Annotated in this window: 14 protein-coding genes; 12 read left to right on the top strand and 2 right to left on the bottom strand. The window is 37.4% G+C overall.

All coding sequences use genetic code 11. From position 1 onward, the window contains the following. Window positions 1-15: 15 nt before the first annotated feature. A complete protein-coding gene (locus tag ACQKP0_RS04020; protein WP_427404525.1) occupies window positions 16-1,626 on the bottom strand; it encodes an FMN-binding glutamate synthase family protein in 1,611 nt (536 codons plus the stop codon). 239 nt (window positions 1,627-1,865) lie between these two features. Then, entirely contained in the window at window positions 1,866-2,504 is a 639-nt protein-coding gene (locus ACQKP0_RS04015) for a TetR/AcrR family transcriptional regulator (RefSeq protein ID WP_427404524.1), read from the bottom strand. 252 nt (window positions 2,505-2,756) lie between these two features. On the opposite strand from ACQKP0_RS04015, the gene ACQKP0_RS04010 reads away from it, so the two are divergent. The 12 genes from ACQKP0_RS04010 to gcvPB all read left to right on the top strand — a co-directional run bounded on the left by ACQKP0_RS04010 (window position 2,757) and on the right by gcvPB (window position 20,708). Continuing rightward, entirely contained in the window at window positions 2,757-4,985 is a 2,229-nt protein-coding gene (locus ACQKP0_RS04010) for an MMPL family transporter (RefSeq protein ID WP_427404523.1), read from the top strand. A gap of 435 nt (window positions 4,986-5,420) precedes the next feature. Further along, window positions 5,421-6,602 (top strand): amino acid deaminase/aldolase, encoded by a 1,182-nt coding sequence (locus tag ACQKP0_RS04005; RefSeq protein ID WP_427404522.1) that lies wholly within the window; start codon window positions 5,421-5,423, stop codon window positions 6,600-6,602. Next, window positions 6,590-7,915: a D-arabinono-1,4-lactone oxidase gene (locus tag ACQKP0_RS04000; RefSeq protein WP_427404521.1), complete on the top strand. Its 1,326-nt coding sequence runs from the start codon at window positions 6,590-6,592 to the stop codon at window positions 7,913-7,915. The genes ACQKP0_RS04005 and ACQKP0_RS04000 overlap by 13 nt, the downstream gene beginning before the upstream one ends. Before the next feature lie 442 nt (window positions 7,916-8,357). Further along, window positions 8,358-10,046: a sensor histidine kinase gene (locus ACQKP0_RS03995; RefSeq protein ID WP_427404520.1), complete on the top strand. Its 1,689-nt coding sequence runs from the start codon at window positions 8,358-8,360 to the stop codon at window positions 10,044-10,046. Further along, window positions 10,027-11,169, top strand: coding sequence for a response regulator transcription factor (locus ACQKP0_RS03990; RefSeq protein ID WP_427404519.1), 1,143 nt, complete (start codon window positions 10,027-10,029; stop codon window positions 11,167-11,169). The genes ACQKP0_RS03995 and ACQKP0_RS03990 overlap by 20 nt, the downstream gene beginning before the upstream one ends. 251 nt (window positions 11,170-11,420) lie before the next feature. Further along, window positions 11,421-12,674, top strand: coding sequence for an ABC transporter substrate-binding protein (locus ACQKP0_RS03985; protein ID WP_427404518.1), 1,254 nt, complete (start codon window positions 11,421-11,423; stop codon window positions 12,672-12,674). A 237-nt stretch (window positions 12,675-12,911) separates the two neighbouring features. Continuing rightward, window positions 12,912-13,862: a carbohydrate ABC transporter permease gene (locus tag ACQKP0_RS03980; protein ID WP_427404517.1), complete on the top strand. Its 951-nt coding sequence runs from the start codon at window positions 12,912-12,914 to the stop codon at window positions 13,860-13,862. A 61-nt stretch (window positions 13,863-13,923) separates the two neighbouring features. Further along, window positions 13,924-14,709 (top strand): carbohydrate ABC transporter permease, encoded by a 786-nt coding sequence (locus ACQKP0_RS03975; RefSeq protein WP_427404725.1) that lies wholly within the window; start codon window positions 13,924-13,926, stop codon window positions 14,707-14,709. Between the two features lie 159 nt (window positions 14,710-14,868). Continuing rightward, a complete protein-coding gene (locus ACQKP0_RS03970; protein WP_427404724.1) occupies window positions 14,869-16,593 on the top strand; it encodes an amylo-alpha-1,6-glucosidase in 1,725 nt (574 codons plus the stop codon). Then, on the top strand, window positions 16,590-17,366 hold the full coding sequence (locus ACQKP0_RS03965; protein ID WP_427404516.1) for an SDR family NAD(P)-dependent oxidoreductase: 777 nt from the start codon (window positions 16,590-16,592) through the stop codon (window positions 17,364-17,366). Before ACQKP0_RS03970 ends, ACQKP0_RS03965 begins: the two co-directional genes overlap by 4 nt. A gap of 354 nt (window positions 17,367-17,720) precedes the next feature. Then, window positions 17,721-19,109, top strand: a complete 1,389-nt coding sequence (gene gcvPA / locus ACQKP0_RS03960) for an aminomethyl-transferring glycine dehydrogenase subunit GcvPA (RefSeq protein WP_427404515.1) — start codon at window positions 17,721-17,723, stop codon at window positions 19,107-19,109. Window positions 19,110-19,124: 15 nt separating this feature from the next. Next, entirely contained in the window at window positions 19,125-20,708 is a 1,584-nt protein-coding gene (gene gcvPB, locus ACQKP0_RS03955) for an aminomethyl-transferring glycine dehydrogenase subunit GcvPB (RefSeq protein ID WP_427404514.1), read from the top strand. The last annotated feature ends 33 nt before the right edge of the window (window positions 20,709-20,741 follow it).

Below are 20,741 nucleotides of genomic sequence, written 5' to 3'. Positions count from 1 at the left end.
TTGTAAGCACCACTTTTATAGTGCCATCTTATCCATCGATGGGCTGATTAATCCTTGCATGTACTCCGTTCCGGAATACAACTGCCCGTTCATCGCTCTAAACATTAGATGCTTTTCATTGAATTCAGTAGGGGATGCTAATCCTGCCGCACCCGCTAAGTTGAATAATCCTTCTCTTGTAGAAATGACGTAGTTGCAAACTCGGTACATTTTCTCTTCCACGACTAATGCTTTTTCCCGATTTGGGTCAGTTGTGGCCACACCGACCGGGCATGTATTCGAGTGGCAAGTTTGCGCCATAATACAGCCAACAGAGATCATAAAGGCACGTGCTGTGTTAATTAAGTCTGCTCCTAGGCAAAGCGCATAGGCCATTTTGTCCGGAGTGATGAGTTTTCCGGAAGCGATTATTTTTACACGATCCCGAATTTGATATTTTTTTAGCATTTCATGAACAATTGGAAGGGCTGTGTAAAGCGGTAAACCTGGACCATCTGCTAGTTCTTGATAGGTTGCACCTGTTCCTCCTTCACCGCCGTCAACAGTGATAAAATCAGGGACTTTTCCTTCCTCTGCCATCGTTTTAATCATTTCTTCTACTTCATCACGACTTCCGACAACAATTTTCATTCCAACCGGCTTTCCACCGACATCTCTTAATTGGGTAATAAAATCTAGCATGCCCTTTGTATCATGAAATTGGCGGAAACGGTTTGGACTGTCAATTGTCGTCCAAGCCGGTACACTTCTAATTTCAGCGATTTCAGGAGTGACTTTTTCTGCCTCCACATGCCCGCCACGAATTTTCGCTCCTTGTGCAAGCTTTAATTCGAACGCTTTAACTTGATCAATTTCACTTTTCTCCTTAAATCGTTCCCACGAAAATTCGCCATCCTCTGTTCGAAAGCCGAACAAACCAGGACCAATTTGGGCAATGATATCCACATTTCCCTTGAGGTGATGTGAGGAAAGTCCTCCCTCACCTGTATTCATCCATGTTCCTCCAGCTAATGCAAGACCTTTTGAAAGTGCAGTGATGGCATTTTGTCCAAGTGATCCGTAGCTCATGGCCGATTGCCCAATAAGGCCTTTTACATAAAATGGTTTTTTACACCCGGACTCACCAATGATGATTTGATCTTGGCTAGATAAATAATATGGATCCACCTCTGCCTTTTCGGAGTGCTCTTTCCGACTCATGAGCTTTTCATTATCAATTTTGTAAAGCTCTGTGGAAACTTTAGGATGCTGATCAATCCGTAATTCTTCTCTTTGCTTTGGAAACATCGCATTTTTAATATAAAAGCCTGTTTCTTCAAAATTTCGTTGAGAACCAAAGGAAGTAATTCTCTGTTTATACTTTCCAGATTTAACAACGCCCTCATACTGATTCCTAGAAAAGGGTTTTCCTTCATCATTATTCAAAAATAAATATTGTCTTAACTCAGGACCGATTTTTTCAACTATGTATCGAACACGTCCCAGTACTGGATAATTTCTTAAAACTGCATGCTCTTTCTGACGCGCATCCCGAAAGGATATCCAAAAATAAAATCCAAGTGGTACCAGAAAAATGGCTACCATTAATACAAAAATAATCACAATTAACACTTGTGTCCAACTCATTTTCCTCACCATCCCTAAAAAACTTCTACTAATAATCTAACTAAAACACAAACTAGAAGATTACTGCAAGCATAAATTTCCATTAGCATATTTAATAAGGGTTTCTATTACGGTTCCCAGACCAACTGAGAACAGTCGCATATTCATCCCCAAAGAAAAAAATATCTAGTAGGTAAAGGGAATTTAATCCAATTTGTCAATATGGGGTGGAAAAATACCCCGTTTGTCCATAAGCGGTGTCAGGCACCGATATTGGTATCGATAAAGCCTTTCCAGAACACATTGAGTATGTTTTCTGCTGATTCTTGAGTGGTTTGGAAAATGGGGGTGCCATTTGGTAATTTATAGTTCCCTACTTTGATAAGGGCAAGGTAGGATTGAGTAGCAAATTTAATATTAATCTTTGGGATTTCCCCAGTGTCTATTGCTGTAAGAAGCGCTTGTTCAATACTTTTGTACATGTTTTCCTCAGCGATTTTCATCTCTTGAATCTGTTCATCTGATAATTCGGTTTTCATTTCTCTCATAAAACTTTCTAGATCGAGTGTAGCAGTTGCTTGTAAATGGGCGATTGTGACATCAAACAAACGATTATATAACGATTTGTTTGTACTCATGAAATTATCAATTGTTTTATTTATTCGAGTCATTAAGGATATAATGGATTCTTTATAAAGCTCTGCCTTTGATTCGAAATAATAATATACGGTTGCTTTCGTTACATTGGCATCTTTTGCTACATCATCGATTGAAACTTTTTGAAAACCATTTTCAATAAATAACCGTGCAGCTGTTTGTAATATTAATTCATTTCGCGGAATATCAGAACTATTTACTTTCGGTCTTCCTAGTGGCCGACCAGACTTTTTCTTTGTCATTTGACCAGTCTCCTTGCTTTCTTTAATAAAGCTGTTTTTCAAAAGAATGTTCCTTACACTAAAAAAATATATGCCTCCTACGGCTTGGTTTCGGGGCATCATTTATAAAAAAATGTTTTGATGACATATTATTAAAAATTTGATTCTAAAGCAAAAAATTTAAGAAAAGATTCTTTGATAATTAACTAACCAGTATATATAATTATTTATAGCATACATTCCATTATTAATAAATAGAAGGGAGAATAGGATATGAGAAGTCTTCTAATAAAATTTGTTGAAGCTAGTTCTAGCAAAAAAGGGAGGTGGGTAACATTAATCGTTTGGGTATTTTTAGTTGGCGCCCTCTCCTCGCTGTTTCCAAATGTCCAAAAAGTGACGAATAATGGTGCAGCGAATTTACCCGATCATAAAATGTCTGTTCAGGCAGAGAAGGTAATTAAAAAACAGTTCCCAAATGAAACAGGCACACCTCTATTGTTAGCATGGTATCGTGACGAAGGTTTGGATAACAAGGATTACGAACTAATTGCCAATTTATATGACCAATTAGATAAGCATCCGCTATCCTCACAAAATTTTATTCCACCGCTTGGGAAAGTGCCTCCACAAGCACTCACCTCTTCAGCTTCAGAGGATGGTACATCCCTTGTGACACCAATATTTATGAAGAAGGACGCAACTACTGATGAGTTGAAAGCAGATTTGAAAGTATTAAAAAAACAATTAGCAAAATTAGATTCGCCATCTATTTATAATAAGAAACTTAATGAAAACGGCTTACATGTACGGTTTACCGGACCTGTCGGAATTTCAACAGATGCATCGGCATTATTTGGGCAAGCAGATAAAACATTATTAATTGCTACTATTTTACTAGTGCTAATTTTACTCATCCTTCTTTATCGTTCGCCTATTCTTGCGATTGTACCGATTATTGGTGTTGGTTTTGCTTACGGTGCGACCAGTCCTATTCTTGGATTTTTAGCAGAGAAGGGAATCATAGTTGTTGATTCACAGGCGGTCTCAATTATGACTGTGTTACTATTTGGCGCGGGAACCGATTATTGCTTATTTTTAGTATCGAAATACAGGGAATGCTTACTTGAGGAGGCAAATAAATATAAAGCACTTCAGCTGGCAATAAGACATTCAGGTGGTGCGATCTTAGTTAGTGCGATTACTGTCGTACTAAGTTTATGTACATTGTTACTTGCACAATTTGGATCCTATCATCGGTTTGCTGTTCCTTTTAGTTTGGCCATTCTTATTATGGGAATTGCTGCTTTAACCTTGCTTCCGGCGTTACTTTCTATATTTGGAAGGGTATCATTTTATCCATTTATTCCACGAACAGAGAAAATGATTCGTGAATTGGAAACGAAAAAGGGAAAGAAAATTAGAAGATCGAAAGCACATAGTAGATTAAGTGGAAATCTTGGGAAATGGGTAACCAGAAAGCCGTGGACAGTGATTTTATTAAGTGTAGTAATTCTAGGAATCTTGGCTTCTTTTGCCCCTAGGATTCAATACACCCAAAACCTATTAGAATCATTCCCAAAAGATATGACTTCACGAGAAGGCTTTGATTTAATGAATCAACATTTTTCACCAGGTGAGCTTGCACCAGTTCGGGTGATTGTTGATACAGAAGGGAAAAATGTAGAATTAAAGGATCGATTGGCTAAACTTTCTGTTGTAGATACGATTTCCAATCCAACAAAAGGAAAAATAAATGAGGAGTATTTATCTTACGATGTAAATTTGAAGATTAATCCATACGATACTGAAGCTGTTAAAGTGATTCCAATAATCAAAAAACAAGTATCTCAATCTTTAAAGGAAGCTGGTGTTACTCCAGAGAAACATTACTGGATTGGTGGTGAAACGTCATCATTATATGATACCCAGGCAACCACTGCACGTGATATGAAGGTAATTGTTCCGGTCGTTATTGTTATTATTGCGGCACTGCTTCTCATGTATTTACGTTCAATCGTGGCCATGGTATATCTAATATTAACGGTGTTGTTTTCTTATGTATCTGCTTTGGGTGCAGGATGGCTTCTTATTCATTATGGGATAGGAATTCCTGCCATCCAAGGATTGATCCCTTTATATGCCTTTGTTTTCTTAGTCGCATTAGGGGAAGACTATAACATTTTCATGATTTCGAGTATATGGAAAAATCGTCGATCTCAGTCACATCGACAAGCAATTGCAAAAGGGGTAAGTGAAACAAGCAGTGTGATTACATCAGCTGGCCTTATTTTAGCAGGGACATTTGCTGTTTTAGCAACACTTCCAATACAAGTACTACTCCAATTCGGTATTATTACAGCAATAGGTGTATTACTTGATACATTTGTTGTTCGTCCATTATTAGTTCCTGCCATTACAACAGTCCTTGGTCGTTATGCTTTTTGGCCGGGGAAATTGTGGAGAAAAACAGAAGAAGATACGTATGAAACGAACGAATAAAACAAAGCATCAGGCTATTGGTCTGATGCTTTGTTTATTTAATACTTGTGGGTAAAAATGTCTTCATAGCTTTTACTGTAAATTTTATTAGTTTAAGGAAGATATATCTCTTTTACGTTTGAAAAATTGTTTTTATTACCGAATTACCGTTTTTATTGTAGAATTTTTTTTACAGAAGAAATATTATCATTAAAGTTGATATTTACCTAAATTCTGTAGATATATTTAAAAATGTCGTAGAAAAAGTTTGAAATTCCGTAGATAAATAGTGAGAAGCATTTGAAAAAATAATCTTAGGATTGATATTAGGAAAATAACGAGGAATTAGTACATCTTTTTTCAAAAAGCCAGAAGTAACCCCATGATTTATTACATATATTTATAGAAGGAGTTTTTAGAATAATAGAGAAATTATTGGTCAATGGAGGTGAAACAATGTCCCTATATGAACAGTATGAGGAGGTTTTTATCGATATCCCAAGACCTTTTGCATTTTTAGATATGGATTATTTAGATTTGAATATCTCATTTGTGCAAAAGCATTTGCAACAAAAGAAGCTTAGAATTGCGACAAAATCGATTCGTTCAATAGAAGTGCTAAAGTATATTGCGAATCATTTTCAAAGCTTCACTGGATGGATGACATTTTCGGCAAAAGAGACCATATTTTTATTGAAAAATGGCTTCGATCACTGTTTAATTGGGTATCCAATTTTGGAAAAGGACGAAGTCGATCAATTAGTTCCTTATATTCGTGAAGGAAAAGAAGTTGTTTGGATGGTAGACTCGATCGAAACATGGAAATGGCTTCATCAAATGGGGGAACAACATGATACGTTCTTTTCAATCTGTCTCGATATTAATGTATCCTCTTCATTTCCTTTTTTATACTTTGGGACGAAGCGTTCACCATTAGTGAATGAAGGTGCAGTGGTAAAATTAATAAACGAAGGGATGACATATAAGAAAACGAAAGTTGTAGGCCTCATGGGATATGAAGCCCAAATTGCCGGTGTTGGGGACAGACCCTTGGAGAAATGGAAAAGAAGTCTTATGCCATCCTTAAAAAAAGCATCAGCGAAAGACATTTCTAAATGGAGGAAAAAAGCGGTTGAAATAACAGAACAATATTTTGGTAATCTAGAATTTGTGAATGGAGGAGGTTCTGGCAGTCTATTATGGACTGCGGAACAAGAGGAAGTCACTGAAATAACCGTTGGATCTGCTTTCTTTTTTCCAGGTTTATTTGATCAACATCTCTCATTACCTTTACAGCCTGCTGCTGGCTTTGGACTACGAGTAACGAGAAAACCAGAAAGAAATATTGTTGTCTGTCATGGTGGAGGGTATACGGCATCTGGTTCCAAAAGTATCGATAAGTTTCCAGTTCCCTATTTTCCAGAAGGATTATCTTATCTTGCAAATGAAGGTCCAGGGGAGGTTCAAACTCCACTAAAAGCAAAAGGAAGTGTACCGAACATTGGGGCTACTATTTATTTTCGCCATGCGAAGGCTGGAGAATTATGTGAGCGCTTTCAAGATTTATATGCTTGTCGTGGTGATAAACTTGAAGCAAAATTTCGAACCTATCGAGGTGAAGGGGAATGTTTTCTTTAAAAACACTGCAAACGAAGAAACATTGGTCAAATTGGGCAGAAACGGCGCAAGGTCAATTTGAGGAATTTTTTACACCGAGGAGTGTCGAAGAGCTGCAAGCAATTGTAGGAAAAGCTTTTAAAGATGGAAAACGAATTCGTATCATTGGGGCAAGCCACTCCTTTAGTCCAATCGCTTTGCCGGAAGAAATTTGTATTAGCTTACATGAAATGAGGGGAATGGATTCCGTTGATAAGGAACGTGGGGAGGCAACTTTTTGGGGTGGAACGTATTTATATGAAATCGGTCCGTTGTTAAAAGAGCATGGACTCGCACTTGAAAATATGGGAGATATTCAAGAACAAACCATTGCAGGAGCAGTTTCAACAGGGACACATGGTACAGGAATTACTCTCGGTTCCATATCAAGTCAGGTGATTGAGTGGGAATGGATTGATGGGATGGGGGAGTATCATATCCATCGCAGAGTTGATCAAGATGATTCATTAGCAAATTGCTTACATGTTTCATTAGGGTTATTTGGGATACTTGTTCGTGTGACGTTAAAGCTTCTTCCCTTATATAGTTTAAAAGTAAAAACTTTTCGAGCAACCATTGAGGAAGGTATGTCGAGCTGGAAGGAAGATCTTCATCAGTTTCGTCATTTAGAATGGTTTTGGTTTCCAGGAACGAAATTAATTCAGGTGAAGCAAATGGACGCCATACCTCCAGTTCCACAAAAAAAGTGGGAGAAAACAATATCGACAATAAGTAAAAATGTGGTTGATAATCAAGCATTTTATTTATTATCTGAAATCTGTAAGCGTAACCCGAGACGAACTCAATGGGTGAGCGAGTTTTCCGCGAAGAATATTCCGAACCGAATTGAAACCGGCTATAGTTACGAACTATTTGCTACACCGCGTAAAGTGAAATTTTACGAATCAGAAATCGCGATTCCTATTGAACGCTTTTTAGAATGCATGGAAGAATTATTGGCTGGTTTAAAAGATAACCCTTTTTTTGTCCACTTTCCGATAGAATGTCGTTTCGTTAAAGATGAACCAGGATTCTTAAATCCAAACTTCCAACAAGACTCTGCATTCTTAGCTTTCCATATGTATAAAGGCATGCCATACGAAGCATATTTTGAGTGGATATGGGGTGTCATGGAAAAATACAACGGACGTCCGCACTGGGGAAAAATGAACAATCTTTCAAAAGAAAAAATCCAAAAACTCTACCCAAAATGGAATAACTTTCAAGAAAAACGGCAGGAATACGACCCAAAAGGAATCTTCTTAAATAAATACTTTCGAGAACTAATTCATTAAAAACGGTTGCAATAACTAGTGCCTGACACCTTCCGTGGAATTTTGATGATTTTTTCCACCCCTGGTGGACACATATAACAAATTTTGTAAACATTTCAGATAGTGTCCATGTGGGGTGGAAAATTACCCCGTTTGTCCACGAACGGTGCCTGACACCGAATCCCCTCTTTACTAATAACATTATATAGACCTCTAAAAAGCATCAAATCCTATCCAAAATGGCAATCATTTTGAACCACTCACTTCAAGATTAAAATGTTAATCCTATTAACTGTCCACCCTCCATGGAAAAAACAACGAAAAGTCCACGAGCGGTGTCAGGCACCGCAAATGGCACCGACAAAGACACCAATTTAAAAATATTTTCACTTTTCTAAAGTCTATGAATCTAGTATTGTTTTTATAGAGTGGAAATGGGACAAAGGATGGGGATTTGACATAGATGTTTGCGAATAGTCTTAGTACACAGAAGAAGCTTTTTATTATGTTTTTAATTGTGGCGCTTGTTCCACTGTTAACGTTGGGGATTATATCGTATGTGCAATCTGCGAAAGTGGTGAATGGGAAGCTATCAAATTATAACCATTTCGCTGGTGAGAAAATTAAAACACAGCTCGATCAAATATTAGAAGATATGTATTATGCATCTTCGGCTATTCAACAATATGTTGCAGATAGTACAGCCATTAATTTAAAGCACCAGGAGCCAAAAACGTATTCAGATTTCAAAGAAGCTAATAATTTGGAGAGACTTTTACAAGCTCATAAAAAATCAAAAATACGCGGCATATTTATTATCACTTCTTCAGGCTATTACTATGGAGATTATGAGTTTAAAACGAATCTGTTTAAAAAACAGGATATATGGAAACGAGCCTTTTGGAGTGGAAACTCAGAAATTAGTATCTATCAACCAAATCATTATAAAAGCAATAGCCCTAAACATGTTTTAGGCTTAATCGTTCCCCTTAAATATTCTTATGGTGTATTAAATAATAGCTATCTTTTAATGGAAACAGATGTTGATGATTTATTTGAATTAATGAGACTGCTAGAGCAGGACCTCCATTCAAGGATTACGATTCGAAATGAAGTAGGTCAGCTGATGTATCATACAAAAAGTGAAGAAACAGATCGAAAAGATGACATTGTTTGGAAGGAACATACTCGAATTAATAATTGGGATTTTGAAATACGTGTACCAAGGGATGAATTCTATCAATCTTCTAGAGTTATCTTTAAAATGGTTTCGATCGGAATTGGGGTTGCTTTTTTGTTGGCACTCATGCTTTCGTATATCTTTTCAAATCATTTTACAAAAGGAATTTTGAATTTGAAATTTGCCATTGACGAAGTGAGTAAAGGGATATTTGATACAAAGCTATCAGTAGATACAAAGGATGAAATAGGAAAGCTTGGTCTTCACTTTAATCGGATGGTAAAAAAAATAAAACAATTAATGGACGAAGTAAAAGAGAAGGAAGTAATAAAGCGGGAAGCAGAAATGAAAGCGGTTCATTATCAAATAAACCCTCATCTTCTTTTTAATACATTAAACACGATTCAATGGAAGGCTCGATTAGATGGGAATAAAGAGATTGGAAAAATGCTATTGCATTTAACCAAAGTTCTGGAAGGAAATTTAAATTTTAATATTGAGCTGATTTCAATAAAAGAAGAATTAGAAGCGATCAAGCATTTCTTGGTGATACAAGAGCTCAGATACGGTTCCCATTTTACCTTTTCCATAAAAATGGATCAAAAGCTCGAATCAGGATTGATTCCAAGAATGACTCTACAGCCGATGCTCGAAAATATCTTCTTTCATGCATTTGAGGATGGTAAAGGAAATATTGAGCTAGAATTCACGGAGAAAGACGGCTATTTTCAATTAAATTTAAAGGATAATGGGAAAGGCATGTCTCAAGAAAAGCTGGAAGCATTATTTTCTAGGCCTGATGAGAAGGTACGGGGCGGAATTGGGTTATATAATGTGAAGCAAAAATTTTATATACATTATGGAAAGGATTACTTGATCAGGACTGATTCAGTAGTTAATCAAGGAACGACTATTTCAATATCTTGGCCAGTTAGGTGGGTGGAGCAATATGATGAATCAAACAGCAATTAAGGTTTTAATTGTCGATGATGATACAATCGTTCGTCGAGGGTTAAGGGCAACAGTTAATTGGGAAAAGTACGGAATGACGGTCGTCGCGGAGGCACCGAACGGAAAAAGGGGCTGGGAGGAATTTTTGAACTTTCAACCCGAAGTAGTGATCACCGACATTGTTATGCCAGAAGAAAATGGGCTGGAGCTTTCGAGGAAAATAAAAAATCACTCAATGAATACGAAAATTCTTTTACTTAGCTGCCATAAAGATTTTGAATATGCACAGGAAGGATTAAAGCTAGGTGCTTCCGGCTATTTATTAAAAACAGTGTTTGATGATGAAGAGCTTGATCATTTTTTAAGCAGTTTTCAAAAAGAAATAATTGGAGCAGCGAAGGAAAACGTTACAGATATTCAAGCCTTTCATGAAAGCTTTTTACTATGGTTAAGTGGGTATAAAAATGATTTCGAACAAAGACTGGACCAGCTCTTTCATAATGAATGGAGCTGGATGAAACAACCGTTTTATGCATTTTTTATTCAGAATCTGCCTTCATTAAATAAAGAGATTGATTCACAAAACTCCAATTTTGTTCCATTATCATTCGGTTCAAATTTAATGTTTTTCTTTGTTGAGGAGTCATTTTATCAAAAGTTTTTAACCTATTTAACAGAATTAAGGGTGGGACAACCCGATTTGAATTGGATTTATACTGGACCACTTTCTGGAAAGCAGGATTGGATGAAATCTGTCATGGCCTTTCATCACGTTCAACAACAGGATGAGCGGTTACATCAATATCCGCCAATTCTTCTCCAGGCAGTCGAATATATCGTAAGAAACTTATCTAAGCCAATGACTGTTTCACATATTGCAGAGGCTGTTGGAATGAGCAGAAGTCACTTAAGCACGTTATTTAAAAAATCGATAGGTGACAGCATCCATTCATTTATCGAAAAGAAACGGCTGCAGCTTGCAAAACAATTACTAAAGGGATCCACATTAAACATACAAGAGATTAGCGAACAAATCGGAATTTTAGATGCTAAATATTTTAGTAAATGGTTTAAAAGATGTATGGGTTTTCCACCATCTTATTATCGAACTCAACAAAAAGACGAAAAAATCCGAACAGAATGACTATTGAAATAAAAATAGAGTAAAAAATACACGAAACTTAAAACAAATAGAAGTGTTTAACCGCTTTCAGAAAAGTTAGAATGAAAGCGGTTAAATTTTTATTCTCTGTTAAAGAATCATTTGTGAAATGCCTGCAATGCACGGAGTTAAGGTTTAGTTTAATAAATGCCGTCCGCTTATCTTCTAGGCAAAAAAGAATCACCAACAGAGTAAATGTATTAAGTTACAAAAATACCGAAAAGAGGGATCCTATGAGGGGGAAGAAGGTTTGGTTTTCACTATTAGTAGCAGTAGTCGTTCTCGTTATGTCAGCGTGTAGCTCAAGCAGTTCAGGAGATGGAAAAAAAGATGGAAAAACGGTTTTACGTTTTGCAACTTGGGATTCTGGGAACATCTTGAAAGTTCAACAAGAAATCGCTAAGGAATTCGAAAAAGAAAATAAAGATGTAAAAGTACAGGTCGAGGCATATGGCGATGGATTTGATCAAAAGATCGCAGCTTCATTTGGAGCAAAAAATCCTCCAGATGTTATGTATATGTGGGATTTTTCTACTTATAATCAATCTCTAGAACCACTGGACACATATGTACAGAAGGATTCTGAAATTAAAATGGACGATTTTTATGATGGATTGTTTAATTATTCGAAAGTTGATGGAAAGTTATATGGAATGCCTGCAGGCTTCTCAACAATGGTTGTTTATTACAATAAAAAGCTTTTCGACCAATATAAGATTCCTTATCCGCAAGCTGGCTGGACATGGGATGATTTTAAGGAGATTGCAAGAAAGCTAACAGATAAAAGCAAGAAACAATATGGATTTTCTGTAACATCTGAGCCTGATACGTATGATTTACAAGGCTTAGTTTGGAGTAATGGTGGAAGCTTTATCAGTGATGACGGAACAAAAATAGATGGGGTTATGAATAGTTCCGAAACGGTTGAAGCGATTCAAACATATGGGGACATGGTAAAGGAAGGGATCGCAGTATTAACTGGCGGGAAAAATCAACAAAGTGCAAGCGATATTTTCAAAGCGAACAAGCTTGGGATGCTAATAAGCGGAATTTGGCCAATTCAAGGCTATAAAGATGCAAAAGTTGATTTTGGAACAGCCATGATCCCTTCATTCGGATCAAAACCAGTAAAAGGATTAATCTCATCATCATCTATATCAATTGCCAAGGATTCAAAGCAAAAAGACTTAGCATGGAAGTTTGTGAAATTTTACTCTTCCGAAAAAGCAATTAAGATGAGAACAGCAGATTTGCCTGTCCGAAAAAGTATCGTTCAAGAAACGAAAGTAATGGAAGATCCATTATATAAGCCATTCTATACAATGCTAGAAAATGCTACGAACACACCAGCATTTTTATTAAACAAAAATTGGAATGAAGTGAACCGTAATTTATCGGCTGCTATTAATGCTGTGATGCGCGGACAAGATGCGAAGCCATTGTTCGATAAAGCAGTAAAAGAATCGGAAAAATATGTAGATAAGTAAGAGCTGTGAAGAGGGTGAACTGAAAGGCAAGTGTAGATACCAAACTCAATCATCAATCTTCGGTAAATAAATGCTTATTTTGATGGTGAACGCGTCAACCACTTTCAGGTTACCCTCTTTAAAAAACTTTGCAGCTTTCGAATCGAAAATCTTTAGTATTAACATCCGGACATTTAGGAAAAGCATTTTTCTTAGTCGTACGAAAGTCGCATGAAAAAATGGCAGGAGGAGGTATTTATGAAAGCGGATTTAAGTGTTAATGCAGCACATTCATCTATCCAAGTTAAAAAGAAAAGACAATGGAGTAAGCTTACTCCGTACATATTCGTTTCACCATGGATCATCGGTTTTGTTGTATTCACATTAGGGCCTTTACTATTTTCATTTGTTATTAGTTTTTTTGACTGGCCTATTGTAGGCGAAAAGAAATTTGTCGGGTTTTCCAATTATATCACCATGTTTACCGATGATCCGTTGTTTTGGCAATCCTTATGGGTCACTGTGAAGTTTGCGATTGTTTTTGTTCCTTTAAATATTATTCTTGCCTTATTACTTGCCATTTTATTAAACCAAAAGGTAAAAGGAAGTTCTTTATTCAGAACATTCTTCTATGTCCCTTCTGTTATTTCCGGAGTGGCACTGGCAATGATTTGGGGATCAGTTTATGACGGAGAATACGGAATCTTGAACTATTTGCTTTCTTTAATTGGGATTCAAGGTCCAGACTGGTTAAATCATACAAGCTGGGCACTCGTTGCTATGGTTATTGCAAGTCTATGGGGACAAGGGTCGATGATGCTCATCTTTTTAGCGGGATTGAAAAATATTCCACATGAATTGTATGAAGCAGCAGAAATTGATGGTGCAGGAACATTCTATAAATTTTTCAAAATTACCTTGCCATTATTATCTCCGACGATGCTATTTAATTTAATTATGACAATTATCGGTGCTTTCCAAACACTGACATTAGCCCTCGTATTAACGGGTGGGGGACCACTTCAATCGACCTATTTTTATGCAATGTATGTATATGAGAATGCATTTAAATACTTCAAGATGGGGTATTCCTCTGCAAATGCATGGATTATGTTCCTTATTGTATTGGCCTTAACATTACTGGTCTTTAAATCATCTAGTATGTGGGTGTATTACGAAAATGAAGTGAAAAATGAAGAAAAGGCATAGAAATGGAGGTGCCAGCTAATTGAAAGTGCAGAAACGATTACAGAAAAGCTTTGTATATGGAATGCTAATTATCTTGTCTCTATTATTTCTTGCTCCGTTTTTTTGGATGATTTCAACAGCGCTTAAAGCACCAGATGAGCTTTATCAATTTCCACCGAAGCTATTGCCGTCTAAGTGGCATTTTGAGAATTTCTTAAAGGCATGGACTAGTCAGGATTTTAATCTGTTCTTAGTAAATAGCTTGATAGTAACAGCACTTACAACGATTGGCCAGATCGTTTCCTCAACTCTCGTTGCTTACGGGTTTGCCCGTTTTAAATTTAAAGGACGAGATGTGTTATTTATCATATTATTGGCAACGATGATGATTCCATGGGATGTCACAATGATTCCTCAATATATGGAATTTAATATGTTTGGGTGGATCAATTCATTGAAGGCATTAATTATACCATCATGGTTCGGATCAGCCTTTTATATTTTCCTATTGCGGCAATTCATTATGTCGATTCCGAAAGAGTTAGATGAAGCGGCGAGAATGGATGGCGCTAATGCGTTCCAAATTTATTATAAGATTTATTTGCCATTAGTGTGGCCAGTTATCGTTCTGATCGCGGTATTTAATATTTTAGGAAGCTGGAATGATTATTTAGGACCGCTTATCTTCTTAAATGATCAAAGCAAATATACATTGACCCTTGGCTTAGCACAATTTAAAGGTGTTCATGATGTAGATACGAATGGAATTATGGCTGTCACCTTCTTAATTAGTATTGTCCCACTTGTGCTGTTTTTCATTGCGCAAAAGAAACTTGTCGAAGGGGTACAGTCAACGGGATTGAAATAAAGTGGTGCATGAGAATGTTGAAGGTATTGCCGCCCTATCAATCTAGCAAATTCTTTAAAACTTGTAATAGGGCATTCAATACCCATAAATCCTTGAAAAAAATACGAATGGATGAACTTAGGTTCATCCATTTTGTAAGAATAGGAGGTCAAGTAAATGATGAAGGTTGGAAATATGACGATACCGTTTAGCAGATACGGATCTTATTTAGTCATTTCTCCGATATACACGCGAGGGAGCGATCAGAATGCTTTATATATTCGCCATATTCGAGGCGGGGACGAAAAAGAAAGTGCTCTATTTAAAATGGAAATGGTTCGTGATCATCAAGTCATTGATTATGAAGTGGAATGGGCTCCTCATCTGTTAAAGCTAGTTCCCATGGACGGAAGTTCTGATTCGATAGAATGCTGCTTCAGCTCTGATAAAACAATACGAATAAGGGGTAAGGCTCTCGGATTAAAATTAACAGCTATTACGGGAGCCTATGATTATGCATTGCCTTTTCCGGATCAATCATGGGAGAAGAATAGTTTTGTACAACAACGCCGTTTTCGGATGATTCCTTTAGAAGGAACCATGAAAGTCGATGCTCCCTTTGAAGTAGATAAAAGCAAACATATTACGGTTTGCTGTGAACCGGATTCATCTAGTCAAATATTTGATATTGCTATTTCTGAATACCAGCTCGTGTTTGAAAAGGAAAACAGTCTAGAAATGAGTTTTACTGAAAACGTTGAACAAGTAGCTGATGAGTTTAAACAATGGCAAGAGAAAACATTAAAGGTTCCTACTTCCTTTCATAAGGGGCATGATATGGCTTCCTATATTACTTGGTCATGTGTTGTAAAACCAGAGGGATTGTTAACAAGACCTGCGATGTATATGTCGAAAAACTGGATGACGAACATTTGGAGCTGGGATCATTGCTTTAATGCAATGGCATTATTTGAGCAGCTGCCGGATCTTGCCTGGGATCAATATTGTATTTTCTTTGATCAACAGGATGAGTCAGGGGCCTTGCCGGATTTTTTAAACGATCAATGGGCTTTATGGAATTGCTGTAAGCCGCCGATCCATGGCTGGACATTAAGATGGATGATGGCTCGTTCCCCATTTATCGATAATGAAAAACTACAAGAGGTTTATGAGCCGCTTTCTCGCTGGACGAACTGGTGGTTTTCTTATCGAGATGATGATCAGGACGGGATTGCTCAATACAATCATGGAAATGATAGCGGCTGGGATAACAGTACGGTATTTTCAAAAGGAATACCAGTAGAAACACCTGATTTATCGGCCTTTTTAATTGTCCAAATGGATGTTCTAGCAATGATCGCTGAGCGTCTCGATAAAGCGGATGAAGCACTGGAATGGAAGAAACGTGCAGATGAAACCTTTTTGAAAATGATCGATCATTTCTGGACAAAAAAAGGTTTTCGTGCTTGTCATTCTTATTCACATAAGCCGATTGAGGAAAAAAGCCTGTTGCTCTATATTCCGCTTATTTTAGGAGAGAGATTAACAGATCAGCAGAGAAAGATTTTATTAGAAGGGCTGCAACAATTTCAAACAGAGTTTGGATTTGCAACAGAGAGTGTGGATAGTCCTTATTATCGAGAGGATGGGTACTGGCGTGGTCCTATTTGGGCTCCATCGACCATGCTTTTAATTGATGGGTTGCAGTCGTGTGGAGAAAACGAATTAGCGAGAAAAACGGCAGAAAAATTTTGTATAATGGCGAATCAATCCGGTATGGCAGAAAACTTTAATGCCATTACAGGAAAAGGTCTTCGCGATCCTGCTTTTACTTGGACATCAAGCGTGTTTTTAATAGCAGGAAACATAATAAATGAAGCAGCGAATAGGAGTGTGTCGAGATGATTCAAGATTATTTTCAATTGAAAAATAAAGTTTGTGTTGTAACAGGTGCCGCATCAGGTATTGGTCTTGCTGCTGCGAATCTATTAGCCGAAGTCGGTGGAAAAATGGTGCTTTTAGATATAAATGAAGAAAATGGTCAAAAGGCTGCAAAAGATCTTCGTGAGAAAGGATATCAAGCGGAATTTATCAAGTGTGATGTCACAAATGCTAAAGACTGTCAGCATGTTCAACATCATATCGAGAAAGAGTATGGGGCTGTTGACGTCCTTTTTAATAATGCGGGGATTATAAAAAGAAAGAGTGTTGTAGATTTAGATGAACACGATTGGGATTTAGTCGTCGACGTATCTTTAAAAGGTGTCTATCTTCTGTCCAAATACTTAATTCCTTTAATGGCAGCCAGTGGTGGAGGAAGTATTATCAATACAGGATCCGGTTGGGGGTTAAAAGGCGGAGATCAAGCGGCTGCTTATTGTGCAGCTAAAGCAGGTGTAGTCAATTTAACGAAGGCGATGGCTATTGACCACGGACCACAAAACATTCGTGTGAACTGTATATGTCCTGGAGATACAGATACACCGTTGTTGAGGGATGAAGCGAAACAATTAAATGTAAAAGAGGATGCCTTCCTCGCGTCGTCTGCAATAGATCGTCCATTATCTAGAATTGGAACACCAAAGGATATTGCAAATGGAGTTTTATTCCTTGCTAGTAATCTAGCATCATGGGTGACAGGAACAGAATTAATTGTCGATGGTGGCGGTTTAGCTTAAAAGAGAATCTTTGTTAAATAATATTGTTGTTCTTAATAAATACCTGTGGTGCACGCGTTCAGTAAAGTTTACTACGTATAGAAATCGCTGCCCGCATGCACCACAGGAAGTTTTATCAACAATAAACTAATAACAAAGCTTAGCTTAAAAGAAATTGGCTGTTTTCGTAAAGGTTGTTGCTTTTCGTAAATAGCTCAAATACTTAATTAAACTGGTTTCGTGCTCTTTTCTTCACCCCATACTTTTTATATAAGTGCAAAAACAACCGTAAAAATCCTACTACCGATTTTTACTTTGTTACAAATAGCAACAAAGTATTAGAAAAGAGCCATGAAATTTAAGGAGGTAAAATCAATGTCGAACAAAGTACACCCTTATATTCCGAATATGGTACCGGAAATTCAACAAGAAATGCTTAAGGAAATCGGAGTAAATTCTGTCATGGAATTATATGATTGCATTCCTAGTGAGCTTCAATTAAAGGAAGATATGAATCTGCCAAAGGCTCTTACAGAGTATGAGCTTCGTCGACACATCGAAGAAGTACTTCAAAAAAATACTAGTACAAAAGAATACTTGAACTTTTTAGGTGCTGGTTGTTGGCAGCATTTTATTCCGGCAGTGTGTGATGAGATCAATCAGCGATCAGAATTTTTAACAGCATACGCAGGTGAACCTTATGAAGATCACGGCCGTTTTCAAACGCTTTTTGAGTATCAAAGTTTACTAGCAGAATTAGTAGATATGGATGTAGTCAATGTCCCTACCTTTGATTGGGGGCAAGCGGCAGCTACCTCAATTCGAATGGCCGCACGAATAACGAAAAGAAAGAAAGTGCTTCTTGCAAAAACAGTAGCCCCTGAAAGAAGCAAAATCATTGTTAATTATGGTACACCAGACCTACAGTTTGAATTTGTAGACTTTCACACAGACTCAGGATTCATCAATCTTGAAGATTTGAAAACTCATTTGAACGAAGACGTAGCAGCCTTTTATTTTGAAAATCCATCCTATTTAGGCTTTATTGAATCACAAGGAGAGGAAATTTCGAAACTGTTAAAAACAAATGGAACGTTGATGGTTGTTGGTGTAGATCCAATTTCTCTCGGTGTTTTAGCACCACCTAGCCATTATGGAGCAGACATCGTATGTGGTGACTTACAGCCTCTTGGTATGCATATGAATTACAGCGGTGGTCAAGCAGGATTTATTGCAACGAGAGATGAGATCGAATATGTACAAGAATATCCTTCTCGATTATTTGGTGTTATCCCTACGATTAAAGAAGGTGAGTACGGTTTTGGGGATGTTGCCTATGAACGTACATCTTTTGCCTTGCGTGAAAAAGGGAAAGAATCGGTTGGAACTCAAACAGCCCTATGGGGCATAACTGCTGGTGTCTACTTATCCTTGATGGGACCAAATGGCATGTATGAAGTGGGTCAGGCGATTATGCAAAATAGTCAATATGCAGCAGGACAGCTGAACCAATTAGAAGGAATAAAGGGATCACATTTAAAATCATCCTTTTTCAAGGAATTTATTGTTGATTTTAATGAAACAGGATTAACAGTTGAAGAAATCAATCAAAAGCTTCTTCATCATAAAATATTTGGCGGGAAAGATTTGTCCGTAGAATTTCCTGAGCTGGGACAATGTGCTTTGTACTGCGTGACAGAAGTTCACACAAAGAATGATATTGACCGCTTCGTTCAAGTACTTAAAGAGATTATCGGTAAATAGAAAGGAGCCTAATAAATGAACGTCATTCAAAGCAATCTAAAGCATAATACAAATTTCCATCAAGCAAAATGGAATGAGCCCATTATTTTTGAACTTCATCAGCAAGGTGAAAAAGGGGTCGAGGTTCCACCTGTTGATGATGAAATCGTAAATATAGTTGGTGACGGGATTTCTGAAATCCCACAATCAATGCAGAGAAAAGAAAAACCAGCACTTCCTGAGATTGGTCAGGCAAGAGTATTACGCCATTATCTTCGTCTATCACAAGAAACGCTTGGGTCTGATTTTAATGTTGAAATCGGGCAAGGGACATGTACGATGAAATACATTCCAAAAATAAATGAGCTCCTTATTCGAAACCCTAAAATGATGGAGCTTCATCCTTTACAACATGAATCGACCGTACAAGGAATGCTGGAGATTTTTTATAAGCTGGATTTAAGCATGAGAGAAATTTCTGGAATGGATTGTTTCTCTTTCCAACCGAGTGGCGGTACACAAGCGTTATTTACGATGGCATCGATTGTACGCAAATATCATGAAGTGCGCGGCGAAGGTGATCAGCGTGACGAAATTATCACAACGATTTTTTCCCATCCATCACAGGCAGCTACTGCAGCAGTAAAAGGCTATAAAGTGATTACTTTACATCCTGATGAAAATGGATTTCCGGATATTGAAAAACTGAAAGCTGTTGTTTCGAATCGCACTGCAGGCTTTGTGGTTGCGAACCCAGAAGATACGGGGATATTTAATGCGAAAATTAAAGAGTTTACAAAAATAATTCATGATGCTGGCGGACTTTGCTATTATGACCAAGCAAATGCCAACGGGTTGTTGGGTATTACACGGGCGAAGGAAGCAGGATTTGATATGTGTTTCTTTAATCTTCATAAAACCTTTGCAGCCCCGCATATGTGTGGCGGACCAGCAACGGGAGCATTGGGTGTGATTGAAGAATTGAAGGAGTTTTTACCAGCCCCAATAGTTGAATGCAAAGATCAACACTATTATTTAAACTATGATCTGAAGCATTCGATTGGAAAGGTTCGTGCTTTTCATGGGGTAGCACAAACTGTCCTAAGGTCCTACGCTTGGATCCGAGCATTAGGAGCAGAAGGGCTTAAAGAAGTAGCGAAAACAGCCGTTCTTAATAATAATTATATGTATCATAAAGTGTTAAACATTAGAGGTGCAAGTGCTCCATATGTAAAGGGCCATCGATTAGAGCAAGTCCGCTACAGCTGGGAACAGTTAACAAATGAAACTGGGGTTACAACTGAGGATGTCCAAAGAAGGATGACCGATTTTGGTTTGCATTACTGGACGAGTCATCATCCTTATATCGTAAAACAGCCATTTACTTTAGAGCCGACAGAATCTTATTCAAAAAGAGATCTAGACGAGTATATTTCAGCCCTTGAACAGATTTCAAATGAAGCATATGAAAATCCAGAACTAGTAAAGAATGCTCCTAATCAAAGTACGATTCATAGGCTGGATGAGCAGGATTATTTGGATCATCCAGAGAAATGGTGTATTACTTGGAGGTCTTATCAAAAAAAGGTTGTAGCAAAACAAGGAGTAGTAACCAATTAATTTTAGGTCTCTGATTGATCAACAAGATTGAGG

This window comes from Heyndrickxia sp. NPDC080065, assembly GCF_050281185.1.
Classification (GTDB): Bacteria; Bacillota; Bacilli; order Bacillales; family Bacillaceae_C; genus Heyndrickxia.
Note: the sequence above shows the minus strand (reverse complement) of the source record. Positions and strands in the feature narration are given on the sequence as shown.